Origin of the sequence: Bacillus sp. EU52 (assembly GCF_037964975.1) — a bacterium.
Lineage (GTDB): Bacteria > Bacillota > Bacilli > Bacillales > Bacillaceae > Bacillus > Bacillus subtilis.
The window spans coordinates 2,690,432-2,708,297 of record NZ_CP150177.1 but is presented as its reverse complement, the minus strand read 5'-3'; the positions used below and the strand labels follow the sequence as shown (position 1 = coordinate 2,708,297).

Sequence of the window (17,866 nt, the reverse complement as noted above, 5' to 3'; positions counted from 1 at the left end):
GCTTGGTCATACACGATCTGCCATTAAAACTCAAAGATTTCCCAATGAAAGAAAAGCCAAGAGAACGGCTCCTGAAAGTCGGAGCCGAGAACTTAGCGAATCATGAACTTTTGGCTATATTATTGCGGACAGGGACTAAACACGAATCTGTTTTGGACCTGTCAAACCGGCTGCTGCGCTCATTTGACGGGCTGCGCCTGCTCAAGGAAGCATCGGTTGAAGAGCTGTCAAGCATCCCGGGAATCGGTATGGTAAAAGCGATTCAAATACTGGCTGCAGTTGAGCTTGGAAGCCGGATTCATAAATTAGCCAACGAAGAACATTTCGTTATTCGCTCCCCGGAAGACGGCGCTAATCTTGTCATGGAGGATATGCGCTTTTTAACCCAGGAGCATTTTGTCTGTTTATACTTAAATACAAAAAATCAAGTCATCCATAAACGCACCGTATTTATCGGAAGCCTGAATTCATCTATTGTCCACCCGCGAGAGGTGTTTAAAGAAGCGTTTAAACGATCTGCCGCTTCCTTTATCTGTGTTCATAATCATCCTTCTGGAGATCCGACGCCGAGCAGGGAAGATATTGAAGTGACAAGACGGCTGTTTGAATGCGGAAACCTGATTGGCATCGAGCTGCTTGACCATTTGGTGATCGGGGATAAAAAATTTGTGAGTTTAAAGGAAAAAGGATATTTGTAACACTTTTTTTTTCGTCGAATTAAGCTATAATAGAGTTTATGAGTTTTTCCCTTTAGGGTATTTTTGCTTTAAGAAAGGAAGATACATACATATGTTTGGAATTGGTGCTAGAGACCTTGGTATAGATCTTGGAACTGCGAATACGCTTGTTTTTGTAAAAGGAAAAGGAATTGTTGTGAGAGAGCCGTCAGTTGTCGCTTTGCAGACGGATACGAAATCGATTGTCGCTGTCGGAAATGATGCGAAAAATATGATTGGACGGACACCGGGCAACGTGGTGGCTCTTCGCCCGATGAAAGACGGCGTTATCGCTGATTATGAAACAACGGCGACGATGATGAAATATTACATCAATCAAGCCATAAAAAATAAAGGCATGTTTGCCAGAAAACCATATGTAATGGTATGTGTCCCATCAGGCATTACAGCTGTTGAAGAACGCGCTGTTATCGATGCGACAAGACAGGCGGGAGCGCGTGACGCGTATCCGATTGAAGAGCCTTTTGCCGCAGCAATCGGAGCCAATCTGCCAGTTTGGGAACCGACTGGAAGCATGGTTGTTGATATCGGGGGCGGTACGACAGAAGTTGCGATTATTTCCCTCGGAGGCATCGTAACGTCTCAGTCAATCCGTGTAGCCGGTGATGAGATGGACGACGCAATTATCAACTACATCAGAAAAACGTACAACCTGATGATCGGTGACCGTACGGCTGAAGCGATTAAAATGGAAATCGGATCTGCAGAAGCTCCTGAAGAATCCGACAACATGGAAATCCGCGGACGCGATTTGCTCACAGGTCTGCCGAAAACAATTGAAATTACAGGAAAAGAGATTTCTAATGCTCTACGCGACACTGTATCTACAATTGTCGAAGCAGTGAAGAGCACACTCGAAAAAACACCGCCTGAGCTTGCAGCAGATATCATGGACAGAGGTATAGTGTTAACCGGCGGCGGAGCGCTTTTGCGCAATTTAGACAAAGTCATCAGCGAAGAAACAAAAATGCCGGTCCTTATCGCCGAAGACCCGCTTGATTGTGTAGCGATCGGAACAGGGAAAGCACTGGAGCACATCCATCTTTTCAAAGGGAAAACTAGATAATCGGGAGTTCAATAGAAGAGGTGTAACACGATGCCGAATAAGCGGTTAATGCTATTACTTCTGTGTATTATCATATTGGTGGCTATGATTGGATTTTCGCTGAAGGGCGGCCGCAATACCACCTGGCCTGAGAAAGTGATCGGCGATACGACGGGAGTATTTCAAAATATTTTTCATACGCCTGCCGAATTTTTTGCAGGAATATTTGAGAACATCAATGATTTAAAAAACACATACAAAGAAAACGAGCGTCTAAGAGAAAAACTTGACGGACAGACACAATATGAAGCCAAGCTTCAAGAGCTTGAAGAAGAAAACAAATCCTTGCGTGACGAGCTTGGCCATGTCAAATCGATTAAAGATTACAAGCCGATTTTAGCAACGGTCATCGCCAGAAGCCCTGATAATTGGGCCAAACAGGTCACCATTAACAAGGGGACTCAGCAAAACGTAGCGAAAGATATGGCCGTTACAAACGAAAAAGGCGCATTAATCGGCAAGATCAAAAGCTCCGGACTTAACAATTTTACGTCTACTGTTCAGCTTTTAAGCGATACTGACCGCAATAACAGAGTCGCGACAAAAATTTCCGGAAAAAAAGGCAGCAAAGGCTACGGCTTGATCGAAGGATATGACAAAGAGAAAAAACGTCTTAAGATGACAATTATTGAGCGTAAGGATAAACAAGACGTGAAAAAAGGCGATCTTATTGAAACATCAGGGACAGGCGGTGTTTTCCCAGAAGGGCTGACAATCGGTGAAGTGACTGATATCGAGTCAGATTCCTATGGACTGACAAAGGTTGCTTATGTAAAACCTGCGGCTGACCTTACAGATTTAAATAATGTGATCGTTGTTAACCGTGACGTGCCGACTGTCGATACAGAGGAGGAAGGATCGTGAAACGTTTCCTTCTCCCTTTCGTTATGATGCTTGTTTTTTCTGCGGAAAGCATTTTTACAGATTTGGTGCATTTTCCTTTCGTTACAGATGACCAAGTGCTCGCCCCGCGTTTTTTGATGCTTGTATTGATATTCATGTCGGCTTTTATCAACCAAAAACACGCGATGATTTACGGATTTATTTTTGGTTTTCTATATGACATGAACTATACAAGTCTATTAGGCGTTTACATGTTTGGTTTTGCAGGGCTATGCTATTTGGCTTCAAAAGCGTTTAAAGTGTTACATACAAACGCATTTGTAGTGATATTGATAGCAGTTCTGGCTGTCTGTCTGCTCGAATTTTACGTATTCGGCATTCAGTCTTTGATTCATAAAGATATTATGACGTTTAACGGATTTGTGCTTGACCGGTTTATACCGACAATTTTATTAAATATTGCAGCAGCTCTTATTCTTGTTCTGCCATTTAGATTGTTTTTTATGAGTCTAAAGAAAGAATTGAGAGATGAGTAAAAAGGATTTTATCTTTTTTTGACGAAATGAGTATGTTGTTGAGGTGAATATTGTGAAGACCAAAAAGCAGCAATATGTAACAATAAAAGGAACAAAGAATGGACTAACATTGCATCTGGATGATGCGTGTTCTTTTGATGAGCTTCTCGATGGTCTTCAGAATATGCTGTCAATTGAACAATATACCGATGGAAAAGGCCAGAAAATCAGCGTTCATGTTAAGCTGGGAAATCGCTTTTTATATAAGGAGCAAGAGGAACAGCTAACCGAATTGATTGCGTCAAAGAAAGATTTGTTTGTTCATTCTATTGACAGTGAAGTCATTACTAAAAAAGAAGCACAGCAGATAAGAGAGGAAGCCGAAATTATTTCTGTTTCAAAAATTGTCCGTTCAGGCCAAGTGCTGCAGGTAAAAGGCGACTTGCTCCTGATCGGTGACGTGAATCCCGGCGGAACAGTCAGGGCCGGAGGGAACATTTTTGTTCTGGGCTCACTGAAAGGAATCGCGCATGCCGGGTTTAATGGAAATAATCAAGCGGTCATCGCCGCCTCTGAAATGCTTCCGACACAATTAAGAATCAATCATGTGTTAAATCGCTCCCCAGACCACATTCAAAAAGGGAACGAAATGGAATGTGCTTATTTAGATACAGACGGAAATATGGTCATTGAACGCCTTCAACATTTGGCTCATTTAAGACCTGATCTAACAAGGCTTGAGGGAGGAATGTGAATTGGGTGAGGCTATCGTAATAACTTCGGGAAAAGGCGGAGTAGGTAAGACAACAACATCTGCGAACCTCGGTACCGCCTTAGCCATTTTAGGGAAGCGCGTATGCTTAGTAGATACTGATATAGGACTGCGCAACCTTGATGTTGTAATGGGTCTTGAAAATAGAATTATTTACGATCTGGTAGACGTTGTAGAGGGCAGATGCAAAATGCATCAGGCGCTCGTAAAAGACAAACGTTTCGATGATCTGCTCTATTTAATGCCCGCTGCTCAAACGAGCGATAAGACAGCTGTTGCTCCTGAACAAATTAAAAACATGGTCCAAGAGCTCAAACAGGAATTTGACTATGTCATCATAGACTGTCCTGCCGGAATCGAGCAAGGGTACAAAAATGCCGTTTCCGGAGCTGATAAAGCGATTGTGGTCACTACGCCTGAAATCTCAGCTGTTCGTGATGCTGACCGTATTATAGGGCTGCTGGAGCAAGAGGAAAATATTGAACCGCCGCGGCTCGTTGTTAACAGAATCAGAAATCACCTGATGAAAAACGGTGACACGATGGATATCGACGAAATCGTACAGCATTTGTCGATCGATTTGCTAGGAATCGTGGCTGATGATGATGAAGTCATCAAAGCTTCCAACCATGGTGAACCGATTGCGATGGACCCGAAAAATCGCGCTTCTATTGCATATCGCAATATTGCCCGCCGCATCTTAGGTGAATCTGTTCCTTTACAGGTGCTTGAAGAGCAAAATAAAGGAATGATGGCTAAGATTAAGTCATTTTTCGGCGTAAGATCTTAATGTGATAGAATTAAAGAGAAGAATCTGACAAAGCAAATGCTGTGTCAGGTTTTTTTGTTTTTGCCTGCTTTGTTCCTGACTAAACCGAATATTTGCCATGGACAAGACATATGATGTACAAACCCAACGAATGCAAAGGATGATGGCAATGAGTCACAGAGCAGATGAAATCAGAAAACGATTAGAGAAAAGAAGAAAGCAGCTTTCCGGCTCAAAACGTTTCTCTACTCAGACAGTTTCTGAAAAGCAGAAACCCCCGTCCTGGGTGATGGTAACGGATCAGGAAAAGCATGGAACACTTCCGGTCTACGAAGATAACATGCCAACATTCAACGGAAAACACCCATTGGTGAAAACAGATTCAATTATCCTGAAATGTCTTCTGTCGGCCTGCCTTGTTCTCGTTTCAGCTATAGCCTATAAAACAAACATTGGACCCGTCAGTCAGATTAAACCCGCCGTAGCCAAAACCTTTGAAACTGAATTTCAATTTGCTTCAGCAAGCCATTGGTTCGAAACCAAATTCGGAAATCCGCTTGCTTTCCTGGCTCCTGAACACAAAAATAAGGAACAGCAGATTGAAGTAGGCAAAGATCTGATCGCGCCTGCATCCGGGAAAGTACAGCAGGATTTTCAGGACAATGGGGAAGGAATTAAAGTCGAAACAAGCAGCGATAAGATTGATAGTGTAAAAGAAGGCTATGTGGTTGAAGTCAGCAAAGACAGCCAGACGGGACTGACGGTTAAGGTGCAGCATGCTGACAACACCTATAGTATCTATGGCGAGCTCAAAGATGTTGATGTTGCTTTATATGATTTTGTGGATAAAGGCAAAAAACTCGGTTCGATTAAGCTTGATGATCATAATAAAGGGGTCTATTATTTTGCCATGAAAGACGGCGATAAATTTATTGATCCGATTCAGGTGATTTCATTTGAATAAATGGCTCGACCTTATCTTAAAGATCCATGTGCATCCTTTTCTTTGGATTATCGCGGCGCTGGGATTGCTCACAGGCCATATGAAAGCATTATTATGTCTGCTCCTGATTGTATTGATTCATGAGCTGGGGCATGCTGCTCTGGCCGTATTTTTTTCTTGGAGAATCAAGCGTGTTTTTTTGCTGCCGTTTGGGGGAACGGTCGAAGTGGAAGAGCACGGGAATCGGCCGTTAAAGGAAGAGTTTGCGGTCATTATTGCCGGCCCTCTTCAGCACATCTGGCTTCAGTTTGCCGCCTGGATGCTTGCTGAAGTCTCAGTGATTCATCAGCATACCTTTGAACTCTTCACCTTTTATAATCTTTCTATCTTATTTGTCAATTTACTGCCGATCTGGCCGCTGGATGGAGGAAAACTGTTATTTTTGTTGTTTTCCAAACAGCTGCCTTTTCAAAAGGCTCACCGGCTTAATCTAAAAACGTCGCTCTGCTTCTGCCTGTTGCTCGGGTGCTGGGTTTTATTCGTGATTCCTCTGCAAATCAGCGCATGGGTTTTGTTTGTCTTTCTGGCTGTTTCCTTGTTTGAGGAATATCGGCAAAGGCACTATATCCATGTGAGATTTCTCCTCGAAAGGTATTACGGAAAAAACAGGGAGCTTGAGAAACTTCTGCCGCTGACAGTAAAGGCGGAGGATAAAGTCTATCATGTGATGGCCGAGTTCAAACGTGGCTGTAAGCATCCGATTATTATAGAAAAATCAGGCCAAAAGCTCAGCCAGCTTGACGAGAATGAAGTGCTGCACGCTTACTTTGCCGATAAGCGGACGAATTCTTCCATGGAGGAACTGCTTCTGCCCTACTAAAACTGATTGACAAACGCCTTGTATTTTGGTATATTTTTTAATGTTATGGATGTAGCACCATTGCTACAACCGCTCAGTACAGGTGTTAAGAGCTTTTACAGCCCCCTGGTATCTGGCGAGTCTTAGTCTAATAGGAGGTGCAGAGAATGTACGCAATCATTAAAACAGGCGGTAAACAAATCAAAGTTGAAGAAGGCCAAACTGTTTACATCGAAAAACTTGCTGCTGAAGCAGGTGAAACAGTTACTTTTGAAGACGTTTTGTTTGTTGGCGGAGACAACGTGAAAGTCGGCAACCCTACAGTTGAAGGCGCAACAGTAACGGCTAAAGTTGAAAAACAAGGCCGCGCGAAAAAAATCACTGTTTTCAGATACAAACCAAAGAAAAACGTTCATAAAAAACAAGGTCATCGTCAGCCTTACACTAAAGTGACGATCGAAAAAATCAACGCGTAAGCATGATTCAGGCAACAATCAGAAGGTCTCATGATAAAGGCATATTGTCTTTTGAAATGACGGGCCATGCGAATTTTGCTGAACATGGACAAGATCTTGTTTGTGCCGGAGTGACAGCCGTTGTGTTTGGAGCCGTTAACGCGGTCATTGTGCTCGCGGGCTTCGAGCCGCTTCTTGATATAGGGGAGGACGGGGGTTATTTTTATTTTGAATTCCCTGAATCTCTTGATCCAGAGGCACGCCAAAAAGCTCAGCTGCTGATTGAAGGCATGATTGTTTCGCTGGAGACAATCGAACGGGATTACAAAGACAACTTGCGTGTGACCACAAACATAATATAGGAGGTGAGCTACATGCTTAGATTAGATCTTCAGTTTTTCGCTTCTAAAAAAGGAGTAGGTTCTACAAAGAACGGACGTGACTCTGAGGCTAAACGTTTAGGTGCTAAACGTGCTGACGGTCAATTCGTAACAGGCGGTTCTATCCTTTACCGTCAACGCGGAACAAAAATTTACCCAGGTGAAAACGTGGGCCGCGGCGGAGATGACACTCTATTTGCGAAAATCGACGGAACTGTTAAATTCGAACGTTTCGGCCGTGACCGCAAAAAAGTGAGCGTATATCCTGTAGCTCAATAATGATTCAAAAAACTCCGGTCGATGATGACTGGAGTTTTTTTTGCAATATGCGGAGTAAACACCTAGAATGAAATGCAGAGTATGTGCGAGCAGACCCCGCCAAGAATGAGAATAAACATCTCAAACCCACTGGATATGTTCCCCAAGCAGTAATACATAAAATGTTCTGCCTGGCTGCAAATCAACCAAAGCCAGAAAAAAGGAACATGATATTTCTGGGAAAAACAATTGTTTTTCTAACAAAGCCTTCTCTGTTATAATTCATAATACACACTTATACAGACTCCTAAATAAGAAATTAAATGATTGGGAGTGCGAAAATGAAGGATGTTTCAAAAAATCAAGAAGAAAATATAAGCGACACGGCATTAACAAACGAACTGATTCATCTGCTTGGCCATTCCCGGCATGATTGGATGAATAAGCTGCAGCTGATTAAAGGAAACTTAAGCTTACAGAAGTATGACCGTGTCTTTGAAATGATTGAAGAAATGGTTATAGACGCAAAGCACGAATCAAAGCTCTCAAACCTGAAAACACCGCATTTGGCGTTTGATTTTCTTACGTTTAATTGGAAAACCCATTATATGACGCTTGAATATGAAGTTCTCGGAGAAATTAAGGATTTGTCGGCTTATGATCAAAAGCTGGCGAAACTGATGAGAAAGCTGTTTCATCTGTTTGATCAAGCAGTCAGCAGAGAGAGTGAAAATCATTTAACGGTTTCGCTTCAAACGGATCATCCTGACAGACAGCTGATTCTGTACCTTGATTTTCACGGTGCCTTTGCCGATCCATCTGCTTTTGATGATATTCGGCAGAATGGATATGAGGACGTTGATATTATGCGTTTTGAAATCACGAGTCACGAATGTCTGATTGAAATTGGGTTGGACTAGCGGAGTTTTTAACGGTTTAGAACGGAGGACATTATGTTTGTAGATCAGGTCAAAGTATATGTAAAAGGCGGCGACGGCGGCAACGGTATGGTTGCGTTTCGCCGTGAAAAATATGTGCCGAAAGGCGGCCCTGCCGGCGGTGACGGAGGAAAGGGAGGAGACGTCGTTTTTGAAGTAGATGAAGGTCTCCGCACCCTGATGGATTTTAGATACAAAAAACACTTTAAAGCGATTCGCGGCGAGCATGGCATGTCCAAAAACCAGCACGGACGAAATGCTGATGATATGGTTATTAAAGTTCCGCCGGGCACCGTTGTGACAGACGATGATACAAAACAGGTCATCGCTGATTTAACAGAGCACGGACAGCGGGCTGTCATTGCAAGAGGCGGAAGAGGCGGAAGAGGAAATAGCCGCTTTGCTACACCGGCTAATCCCGCGCCTCAGCTTTCAGAAAACGGCGAGCCGGGAAAAGAACGCTACATTGTTCTTGAATTAAAAGTGCTTGCAGATGTCGGACTTGTCGGGTTCCCGAGTGTGGGAAAATCTACTTTGCTGTCTGTTGTCTCATCTGCAAAACCGAAAATTGCGGACTATCACTTTACAACGCTTGTCCCGAATCTCGGCATGGTTGAAACGGATGACGGACGCAGCTTTGTCATGGCTGATTTGCCGGGGCTGATTGAAGGCGCACACCAAGGCGTCGGACTTGGCCACCAGTTTTTGCGCCATATTGAACGGACAAGGGTTATTGTTCACGTCATTGACATGTCAGGCTTAGAAGGCCGTGATCCATATGATGATTATCTTACGATTAACCAGGAGCTGAGCGAGTACAATCTGCGTCTCACTGAGCGTCCGCAAATTATCGTTGCAAATAAAATGGACATGCCGGAGGCTGCGGAAAATCTCGAAGCCTTTAAAGAAAAGCTGACGGATGATTATCCGGTATTCCCGATCAGTGCGGTGACAAGAGAAGGTCTGCGTGAGCTTCTGTTTGAAGTCGCCAATCAGCTTGAGAACACACCGGAGTTCCCGCTGTATGACGAGGAAGAGCTTACACAAAACCGTGTCATGTACACGATGGAAAATGAAGAAGTGCCATTTAACATTACACGCGATCCAGACGGTGTATTTGTGCTTTCAGGAGACAGCCTTGAGCGGTTATTCAAGATGACTGATTTCTCACGTGATGAATCGGTTAAACGGTTTGCAAGACAGATGCGCGGAATGGGTGTTGATGAAGCACTCAGAGAACGCGGAGCCAAGGATGGAGATATAATCAGGCTTCTGGAATTTGAATTTGAATTTATTGATTAATGAATGTTGGCTGAAAAGAGAGCCTGGTGTCAGGCTCTCTATTTTAAAGGGGGGATGCAAATGAAAGAGGAGACATTTTATCTTGTCCGTGAAGATGTATTGCCCGATGCAATGAGAAAAACATTGGAAGTCAAAAAGCTGCTTGATCGAAAAAAAGCAGATTCAGTAGCAGATGCCGTTCAAAAGGTCGATTTAAGCAGAAGTGCGTTTTATAAATACAGGGATGCTGTTTTTCCATTCTACACCATGGTAAAAGAACAAATTATCACACTTTTCTTTCATTTGGAGGATAGGTCAGGTGCGTTATCTCAGCTTCTTCAGGCGGTAGCTGATTCTGGAAGCAACGTTCTTTCCATTCACCAGACCATCCCGCTTCAAGGCAGAGCAAATGTGACACTGTCTATCAGTACGTCGGCAATGGAAGAAGACATTCATACATTAATGAATAAGCTCAGGAAGTTTGATTTTGTAGAAAAGGTTGAAATATTAGGTTCAGGTGCATAAGGGAGAGAAAATCGTCATGAAAGTCGGTTATTTAGGTCCAACAGCTACATTTACACATCTAGCAGTCAGTTCTTGTTTTCAAAACGGCGCCGAACATGTTGCTTACCGCACCATTCCGGAGTGTATAGATGCAGCCGTTGCAGGCGAAGTTGATTTTGCTTTTGTTCCTTTGGAAAATGCATTAGAAGGATCTGTTAATCTAACAATAGACTATTTAATACATGAACAGCCCTTGCCAATCGTGGGTGAAATGACGTTGCCGATTCATCAGCACTTGCTCGTCCATCCCTCTAGAGAGAATGCATGGAAAGAGCTCGACAAAATTTACTCACATTCACACGCGATTGCGCAATGCCATAAATTTCTTCATCGACATTTTCCTTCCGTTCCATATGAATACGCCAATTCTACCGGGGCGGCAGCAAAGTTTGTCAGTGACCATCCCGAGCTGAATATCGGGGTCATTGCCAATGATATGGCAGCTTCTACATACGAATTAAAAATCGTGAAACGGGATATACAGGATTATAGGGACAATCATACAAGATTTGTTATCCTGTCTCCTGATGAAAACATATCTTTTGAAGTGAATTCAAAATTGAGTTCTAGGCCCAAAACGACCTTAATGGTCATGCTGCCGCAGGATGATCAGTCCGGGGCGCTGCATAGAGTGCTGTCTGCATTTTCTTGGAGGAATTTAAACTTGTCAAAAATTGAGTCACGTCCGACTAAAACCGGATTAGGCCATTATTTCTTTATTATTGATATTGAGAAAGCGTTTGATGATGTATTGATTCCAGGGGCCATGCAGGAGCTTGAAGCGCTCGGCTGCAAAGTGAAGCTCCTGGGTGCATACCAGTCTTACCAATTATAAAAAAGCCCTCTAGAGGGCTTTTTTTAGTCTTTAATTAAAATGCCGGCTTCTTCGAGGGCTTGGCAAGCTTGATCGATGCGATGTTCATCAGGTGCTGTCAGTGTATGCAGGTGCACGCCGTCGGTCAGCTGTGATAAGTAGGCAGCATTCGTAGAATTGATTTTTTTAATGAAATGGCTAACTTCCTTCCGGGTGCCTACTTGGATGGCTGCAGTTAAATCTCCATACACGGGATGCTCGATTTTTACGTCTTTTACTGTAACGCCTTCGTCGACGATGAGCTGCAGTTCCTCTTCTGTCCGTTCAGGACCGTGCAGACATGCTATGATTCTTTCTGCCTGCTGGTGCTGCTGAGCGGCTGCATCCATGTATACATATCCTTGGCTTGTGGCGATAATCGGTACATTTTTCGCTTTCAAGAGCGATATATCCTGTACAATAACCTGTCTTGAAACGTTCGCTTTTTTTGCGAGTTCTCCTCCTGTCAGCGGTGATTTAGATTCCTTCAGCCACAGAAGAAGCTGGTCACGCCTGTTGGCGCCCATTAGCTTTAATTCTTCGGTCAATATCAAATTCTCCTTTCTTTTGTTCCCAAAGCACTGTAAACGTATGTAATAACTGTTCCAGCTGTTCAGCTGTTGTATGCCTGCCAAAAGAGATGCGGATAAATTGCAGAGCTTCTTGTTCGGTTTTTCTTAATGCTTTCATTGTTTCAGACGGACCGTGGTAACCTGCAGAACAAGCGCTGCCGGTTGAAATGCAAATATTACTCCGATTACATTCTAACATAACATATTGTCCTTCAAATGAGTGAAAAAAACACCCTATAATATGCGGAAGACATTCTGCTTGCGAAGTGTCTGCCGCAAGGGTTACAGGGAGAGACCGAATACGGATTTGGTCTAGAAAGTATGTTCTTAATGCCTCATTGCGGGATATCTGTTTTTCCATTTCGCTTACGATCAATTCTGCAGCGGCAGTGAAGGCACCGATCCCGGGAACATTTACGGTGCCGGCTCTGAATCCGTATTCGTGAGTAGTCAGAGGATAAACGGGTTTCCAAGGGACATCCGGACGGATATAGACCGCCCCTACTCCTTTTGGACCGTGGATTTTATGGCTGGACATTGAGAGTGCATCTACTCCCAGATTTTTTGTATTGATCGGGATCTTTCCAAACGTTTGAACAGCGTCGCAATGAAGAAGAATGCCCTTATTGTGCAGGTATGAAGACAGGCGGTGAATGGGCTGAATGATCCCGGTTTCAGAATTTGCATGCTGAATAGATACAAGGCCTGTTTCCGGCCGGATATGGGCTAGTAATATTTCCTCGGTAATAAGCCCGTATTCATTCGGTTCAATGACTGTTACATCATATCCCTGCTGTTCCAAAAAAGCAGCGCAATTATGAATGGACTGATGCTCCATGGCAGTCGTAATAAAATGTCTTTTCGTTTTTGGCAGGCCGTTTAGCAATGATTGAATGGCCAGAAAATTGGATTCAGTGCCGCCGCTTGTAAAATAGATGCCGCTTGCTTCTCCGCCAATGATGTTGGCGATTTTTTCACGGCAGTACTCCAGTATGTGCTTTGCTTTTCCTCCTGCATCATGCAGGCTGCTGGCATTTCCGTACATATCCATACTAAGCTTCTGATATACAGTAAGGGCTTCCTCACAAATAGGCGTTGTCGCTGCATAATCTAAATAAATCATCCGGTCTTCCTCCATCCGTTCTCCATAAAAAACTCTTGAGTTTATTTTATCCTTGTGTAAATATAGGTGTCAAGACAGGTGTAAACAACAGGAGGATGGCATATGTCTAAAAAGACGATTGCAGTCATCGGTTCAGGGGCGGCGGCACTTTCCTTAGCTGCAGCTTTCCCGCCCTCATACGAAGTGACTGTTATCACAAAAAAAAGCGTCAAAAACAGCAATTCTGTCTATGCACAAGGCGGGATTGCTGCGGCCTATGCAAAAGATGACTCGATTGAAGCCCATCTGGAGGATACGTTATACGCAGGGTGCGGCCATAATAATCTAGCTATTGCAGCAGACGTATTACATGATGGAAAAATGATGGTTCAAAGCCTATTGGAGCTTGGATTTCCATTCGACCGCAATGAACGAGGCGGTGTTTGTCTTGGAAGAGAAGGGGCCCACTCATACAACCGCATATTTCATGCAGGCGGAGACGCAACAGGCAGGCTGCTTATCGATTATTTGCTCAAACGGATCAACAGCAAAATCAAGTTAATCGAGAATGAAACGGCAGCAGATTTGCTTATAGAGGACGGACGATGTATCGGCGTCATGACAAAAGACAGCAAAGGGCGGCTCAAGGTAAGGCACGCAGACGAAGTTGTGCTGGCTGCCGGCGGCTGTGGAAACCTGTTTCTTCACCATACGAATGATCTCACTGTCACAGGTGACGGTCTTTCTCTGGCTTACCGGGCCGGGGCGGAATTAACGGATTTGGAGTTTACTCAGTTTCACCCGACACTGCTTGTGAAAAATGGTGTTTCCTACGGACTTGTTTCAGAAGCTGTCAGAGGGGAAGGCGGATGTTTAGTAGACGAAAACGGCCGCAGGATTATGGCTGAACGGCATCCTTTAGGTGACCTGGCTCCAAGAGATATTGTCTCACGGGTTATTCACGAAGAAATGGCAAAAGGAAATCGCGTTTATATAGACTTCAGTGCGATTTCTGATTTTGAAACGCGTTTCCCTACCATCACCGCTATTTGTGAAAAAGCAGGGGTTGATATCCACAGCGGAAAAATTCCTGTTGCTCCGGGAATGCATTTCTTAATGGGAGGTGTTTCAGTTAATCGCTGGGGAGAAACGACAGTGCCGGGGCTTTATGCGATTGGCGAGACAGCATGCTCCGGTTTACATGGAGCAAACCGGCTTGCAAGCAATTCTTTATTGGAAGCGCTGGTATTTGGAAAAAGGGCAGCAGAGCATATTATCCAAAAATCGGTTTATAACAGGCAATATCAATCAGGGCTAGAAACCAGTGTCGTCTACGAGGTGCCGGATATAGAGGTGTATGAACTGCAAAGCAAAATGACAAGCCACATGTCTATTCTGCGGGAACAAAGCAGTTTGATTGAGCTTAGCATCTGGCTTCATACGCTGCCTTTTCAGGAAGTAAATGTGAAGGATATCACAATTCGGCAGATGGAGCTTTCTCATCTATGGCAAACTGCAAAGCTGATGACGTTTTCTGCGCTTTTGCGGGAGGAAAGCAGAGGGGCTCACTTCCGAACCGATTTTCCTCATGCTGAGGTGAGCTGGCAAGGAAGACAAATTGTCCATACAAAAAAAGGAACGAAGATCAGAAAAAACGAGGGGATTTGGAACAATGAATCATTTACAGCTGAAAAAATTACTGAATCACTTTTTTCTTGAGGATATTGGGACAGGGGATCTTACATCACAGTCTATTTTTGGAGAACAGAGCTGTGAAGCGGAGATTGTTGCAAAGTCAGAGGGTATTTTTGCAGGAGCAGCGATCATAAAAGAAGGCTTTTCGTTATTGGACGAAAATGTTCAAATCATTTTAAACAAAAAAGATGGGGACATGTTGCATAAAGGTGAAGTGATTGCCGAGTTACACGGTCCCGCACCTGCGCTCCTTTCAGGAGAGCGGGTCGTATTAAATCTTATTCAGAGGCTGTCAGGAATTGCGACAATGACAAGAGAGGCTGTTCGGTGTCTGGATGATGAACAGATTAAAATTTGTGACACGAGAAAAACAACACCGGGGCTCAGAATGCTGGAGAAATATGCTGTCAGAGCCGGCGGCGGGTATAATCATCGATTCGGTTTGTATGACGGCATCATGATTAAAGATAATCATATCGCAGCATGCGGCTCTATTTTAGAGGCGTGCAAAAAAGCCCGTCAGGCCGCGGGGCACATGGTAAATATCGAGGTGGAAATTGAAACGGAGGAACAGCTGCGGGAAGCAATTGCAGCTGGAGCGGATGTTATTATGTTTGACAACTGTCCGCCTGATACGGTCCGTCATTTTGCAAAGCTCACACCGGATCATATAAAAACTGAAGCCTCCGGCGGGATTACGTTAGAATCTTTGCCTGCTTTTAAAGGGACGGGTGTGAATTATATTTCATTAGGATTTTTGACTCATTCCGTCAAAAGTTTAGATATCAGCATGGATGTTGCGTTATCAAATGAATCTGTGGAGGAATGCCGTTATGTCAATTCTTGATGTGATCAAACAATCGAATGATATGATGCCCGAAAGTTATAAAGAACTATCGAGAAAGGATATGGAAACGCGCGTTGCCGCCATTAAGAAAAAGTTCGGCAGCAAGCTCTTTATACCAGGCCATCATTATCAAAAGGATGAAGTGATACAATTTGCTGACCAAACAGGCGACTCCCTGCAATTGGCCCAAGTAGCGGAAAAAAACAAAGAAGCGGATTATATCGTATTTTGCGGCGTTCACTTTATGGCAGAAACCGCCGATATGCTGACAAGCGAGCAGCAAACGGTCGTCCTGCCAGATATGAGAGCTGGATGTTCTATGGCTGACATGGCTGACATGCAGCAGACCAATAGGGCATGGAAGAAGCTTCAGCATATATTTGGAGATACGATCATACCTTTAACTTATGTGAACTCCACTGCGGAGATCAAGGCATTCGTCGGAAAGCATGGCGGAGCAACTGTGACTTCTTCGAATGCGAAAAAAGTGCTTGAATGGGCGTTTACACAGAAAAAAAGAATTTTATTTTTGCCTGATCAGCATTTAGGGAGAAATACGGCTTATGATCTGGGCATTGCGCTTGAAGATATGGCTGTGTGGGACCCGATGAAAGATGAATTAGTAGCTGAATCCGGGCATACGAATGTGAAAGTGATTTTGTGGAAAGGGCATTGCTCTGTTCACGAGAAATTCACCACTAAAAATATCCATGATATGAGAGAGCGAGACCCCGACATTCAGATCATTGTGCACCCGGAATGCTCACACGAAGTCGTGACACTAAGCGATGATAATGGATCAACGAAATATATTATCGACACAATCAATCAGGCTCCGACGGGAAGCAAGTGGGCAATCGGGACAGAAATGAATCTTGTTCAGCGGATCATTCACGAGCATCCAGATAAACAAATCGAATCACTCAACCCTGACATGTGCCCTTGCCTGACAATGAACCGAATTGATTTGCCGCATTTGTTGTGGTCGCTGGAACAAATTGAAAAAGGAGAACCTTCAGGCGTCATCAAGGTGCCAAAAGCCATTCAGGAAGATGCACTCCTTGCTCTGAATCGAATGCTTTCGATCACGTAGATCAGAAATATTTTCCCTTCCTTTACTCATAACTTCTTTTGTTCAGGCATATGTTGTGAAGAAACATATTGTAATCACAGCTGAACTGTTCACGTTTTGCATAGGAGGGGAAAACGTTGAAAATCCATATCGTTCAAAAAGGCGATTCGCTCTGGAAAATAGCTGAAAAGTACGGAGTCGATGTTGAGGAAGTGAAAAAACTCAATACACAGCTTAGCAATCCAGACTTAATCATGCCTGGAATGAAAATAAAAGTGCCGTCAGAAGGAGTCCCGGTCAGAAAAGAGCCAAAAGCGGGCAAAAGTCCTGCGGCCGGGAGTGTGAAGCAAGAACATCCATATGCGAAAGAGAAGCCTAAATCCGTTGTCGATGTAGAAGACACAAAGCCGAAAGAAAAGAAGTCCATGCCGTATGTCCCGCCGATGCCTAATTTGCAGGAAAATGTGTACCCTGAAGCTGATGTGAACGATTATTATGATATGAAACAGCTTTTCCAGCCTTGGTCGCCTCCTAAACCGGAGGAGCCGAAAAAACATCATGACGGAAATATGGATCATATGTATCATATGCAAGACCAATTTCCACAACAGGAGGCTATGAGTAATATGGAAAATGCAAATTATCCGAATATGCCTAATATGCCAAAGGCGCCAGAGGTAGGCGGTGTAGAAGAGGAAAACGTTCATCACACAGTTCCGAATATGCCGATGCCGGCTGTTCAGCCTTATTATCATTATCCGGCTCATTTCGTACCGTGTCCGGTGCCTGTTTCGCCAATTCTTCCAGGATCAGGATTATGCTATCCGTACTATCCGGCACAAGCTTATCCAATGCATCCGATGCATGGATACCAGCCAGGCTTTGTATCGCCTCAGTATGACCCGGGTTATGAAAACCAGCATCATGAAAACACCCATCACGGACATTACGGTTCATACGGTGCGCCGCAATACGCATCTCCGGCTTATGGATCTCCGTATGGACATATGCCGTATGGCCCTTATTACGGCACTCCCCAAGTAATGGGAGCATACCAGCCTGCTGCGGCTCATGGTTACATGCCATACAAAGATCATGACGACTGCGGCTGTGACGGTGATCATCAGCCATATTTCTCTGCGCCTGGCCATTCGGGAATGGGGGCTTATGGAAGCCCTAATATGCCATATGGCACAGCTAACCCAAATCCAAACCCATATTCGGCAGGAGTTTCTATGCCAATGACGAACCAGCCTTCTGTAAACCAAATGTTTGGCCGGCCGGAAGAAGAAAATGAGTGATCGTT

General features: G+C 44.0%; 22 protein-coding genes and 1 other annotated feature. Of the genes, 19 read left to right on the top strand and 3 right to left on the bottom strand.

From position 1 onward, the window contains the following. The first annotated feature begins 2 nt into the window (after positions 1–2). The 11 genes from radC (at position 3) to rpmA (ending at position 7,657) form a co-directional block, all read left to right on the top strand. On the top strand, positions 3–698 hold the full coding sequence (gene radC, locus NSU05_RS13985) for a DNA repair protein RadC (protein ID WP_003246034.1): 696 nt from the start codon (positions 3–5) through the stop codon (positions 696–698). A gap of 91 nt (positions 699–789) precedes the next feature. Continuing rightward, positions 790–1,803, top strand: a complete 1,014-nt coding sequence (mreB, locus tag NSU05_RS13980) for a cell shape-determining protein MreB (RefSeq protein WP_003229650.1) — start codon at positions 790–792, stop codon at positions 1,801–1,803. A gap of 30 nt (positions 1,804–1,833) precedes the next feature. Next, positions 1,834–2,706 (top strand): rod shape-determining protein MreC, encoded by an 873-nt coding sequence (mreC, locus tag NSU05_RS13975; protein ID WP_003222609.1) that lies wholly within the window; start codon positions 1,834–1,836, stop codon positions 2,704–2,706. Then, a complete protein-coding gene (mreD, locus tag NSU05_RS13970; RefSeq protein WP_004398811.1) occupies positions 2,703–3,221 on the top strand; it encodes a rod shape-determining protein MreD in 519 nt (172 codons plus the stop codon). Before mreC ends, mreD begins: the two co-directional genes overlap by 4 nt. 52 nt (positions 3,222–3,273) lie before the next feature. Then, positions 3,274–3,954 (top strand): septum site-determining protein MinC, encoded by a 681-nt coding sequence (gene minC / locus NSU05_RS13965; protein WP_004398901.1) that lies wholly within the window; start codon positions 3,274–3,276, stop codon positions 3,952–3,954. A gap of 1 nt (position 3,955) precedes the next feature. Further along, positions 3,956–4,762 (top strand): septum site-determining protein MinD, encoded by an 807-nt coding sequence (minD, locus tag NSU05_RS13960; protein WP_004398624.1) that lies wholly within the window; start codon positions 3,956–3,958, stop codon positions 4,760–4,762. 148 nt (positions 4,763–4,910) lie between these two features. After that, the gene (gene spoIVFA / locus NSU05_RS13955) at positions 4,911–5,705 is read left to right on the top strand and encodes a stage IV sporulation protein SpoIVFA (RefSeq protein WP_004398684.1); all 795 of its coding nucleotides are present in this window, start codon (positions 4,911–4,913) and stop codon (positions 5,703–5,705) included. Continuing rightward, on the top strand, positions 5,698–6,564 hold the full coding sequence (gene spoIVFB / locus NSU05_RS13950; RefSeq protein ID WP_004398649.1) for a stage IV sporulation intramembrane metalloprotease SpoIVFB: 867 nt from the start codon (positions 5,698–5,700) through the stop codon (positions 6,562–6,564). The genes spoIVFA and spoIVFB overlap by 8 nt, the downstream gene beginning before the upstream one ends. A 57-nt stretch (positions 6,565–6,621) precedes the next feature. Beyond that, positions 6,622–6,697 (top strand) — a sequence feature (ribosomal protein L21 leader region). Positions 6,698–6,710: 13 nt separating this feature from the next. Beyond that, on the top strand, positions 6,711–7,019 hold the full coding sequence (gene rplU / locus NSU05_RS13945; protein WP_003229668.1) for a 50S ribosomal protein L21: 309 nt from the start codon (positions 6,711–6,713) through the stop codon (positions 7,017–7,019). Between the two features lie 2 nt (positions 7,020–7,021). Beyond that, positions 7,022–7,360, top strand: a complete 339-nt coding sequence (locus tag NSU05_RS13940) for a ribosomal-processing cysteine protease Prp (protein ID WP_003229669.1) — start codon at positions 7,022–7,024, stop codon at positions 7,358–7,360. 12 nt (positions 7,361–7,372) lie between these two features. Further along, positions 7,373–7,657, top strand: coding sequence for a 50S ribosomal protein L27 (gene rpmA / locus NSU05_RS13935; RefSeq protein ID WP_003222623.1), 285 nt, complete (start codon positions 7,373–7,375; stop codon positions 7,655–7,657). A 120-nt stretch (positions 7,658–7,777) separates the two neighbouring features. Here the strand turns inward: rpmA and NSU05_RS13930 are convergent, their stop codons facing one another. Then, on the bottom strand, positions 7,778–7,900 hold the full coding sequence (locus NSU05_RS13930) for a hypothetical protein (RefSeq protein ID WP_003229671.1): 123 nt from the start codon (positions 7,898–7,900) through the stop codon (positions 7,778–7,780). A 77-nt stretch (positions 7,901–7,977) separates the two neighbouring features. Here NSU05_RS13930 and spo0B point away from each other — a divergent pair, with 77 nt between their 5' ends. From spo0B to pheA, 4 genes are read left to right on the top strand one after another with little or no spacing between them, the layout of a single operon-like run. Continuing rightward, positions 7,978–8,556: a sporulation initiation phosphotransferase Sop0B gene (gene spo0B, locus NSU05_RS13925; protein WP_004399131.1), complete on the top strand. Its 579-nt coding sequence runs from the start codon at positions 7,978–7,980 to the stop codon at positions 8,554–8,556. Between the two features lie 33 nt (positions 8,557–8,589). Then, positions 8,590–9,876, top strand: a complete 1,287-nt coding sequence (obgE, locus tag NSU05_RS13920; RefSeq protein WP_003246161.1) for a GTPase ObgE — start codon at positions 8,590–8,592, stop codon at positions 9,874–9,876. Between the two features lie 60 nt (positions 9,877–9,936). Continuing rightward, positions 9,937–10,380 (top strand): transcriptional regulator ThrR, encoded by a 444-nt coding sequence (thrR, locus tag NSU05_RS13915; RefSeq protein WP_003222630.1) that lies wholly within the window; start codon positions 9,937–9,939, stop codon positions 10,378–10,380. Positions 10,381–10,396: 16 nt separating this feature from the next. Then, a complete protein-coding gene (gene pheA / locus NSU05_RS13910; protein ID WP_032722265.1) occupies positions 10,397–11,254 on the top strand; it encodes a prephenate dehydratase in 858 nt (285 codons plus the stop codon). Positions 11,255–11,277: 23 nt separating this feature from the next. Here the strand turns inward: pheA and NSU05_RS13905 are convergent, their stop codons facing one another. Both NSU05_RS13905 and nifS read right to left on the bottom strand, forming a co-directional pair. Continuing rightward, positions 11,278–11,820, bottom strand: coding sequence for a transcription repressor NadR (locus tag NSU05_RS13905; RefSeq protein ID WP_004398582.1), 543 nt, complete (start codon positions 11,818–11,820; stop codon positions 11,278–11,280). Further along, a complete protein-coding gene (gene nifS, locus NSU05_RS13900; RefSeq protein ID WP_029727121.1) occupies positions 11,780–12,967 on the bottom strand; it encodes a cysteine desulfurase NifS in 1,188 nt (395 codons plus the stop codon). The genes NSU05_RS13905 and nifS overlap by 41 nt, the downstream gene beginning before the upstream one ends. Before the next feature lie 102 nt (positions 12,968–13,069). Between nifS and nadB the strand changes: the two genes are divergently transcribed. The 4 genes from nadB (at position 13,070) to safA (ending at position 17,861) form a co-directional block, all read left to right on the top strand. Continuing rightward, on the top strand, positions 13,070–14,665 hold the full coding sequence (gene nadB / locus NSU05_RS13895) for an L-aspartate oxidase (protein WP_032722264.1): 1,596 nt from the start codon (positions 13,070–13,072) through the stop codon (positions 14,663–14,665). Further along, entirely contained in the window at positions 14,619–15,488 is an 870-nt protein-coding gene (gene nadC, locus NSU05_RS13890; protein WP_339204048.1) for a carboxylating nicotinate-nucleotide diphosphorylase, read from the top strand. The genes nadB and nadC overlap by 47 nt, the downstream gene beginning before the upstream one ends. Continuing rightward, positions 15,475–16,581, top strand: a complete 1,107-nt coding sequence (gene nadA / locus NSU05_RS13885; protein WP_032722262.1) for a quinolinate synthase NadA — start codon at positions 15,475–15,477, stop codon at positions 16,579–16,581. Before nadC ends, nadA begins: the two co-directional genes overlap by 14 nt. 116 nt (positions 16,582–16,697) lie before the next feature. Continuing rightward, positions 16,698–17,861 carry a spore coat assembly protein SafA gene (gene safA / locus NSU05_RS13880; RefSeq protein ID WP_032722261.1) on the top strand — a complete coding sequence of 388 codons (1,164 nt, stop codon included), beginning with the start codon at positions 16,698–16,700 and terminating at the stop codon, positions 17,859–17,861. Positions 17,862–17,866 lie beyond the last annotated feature (5 nt).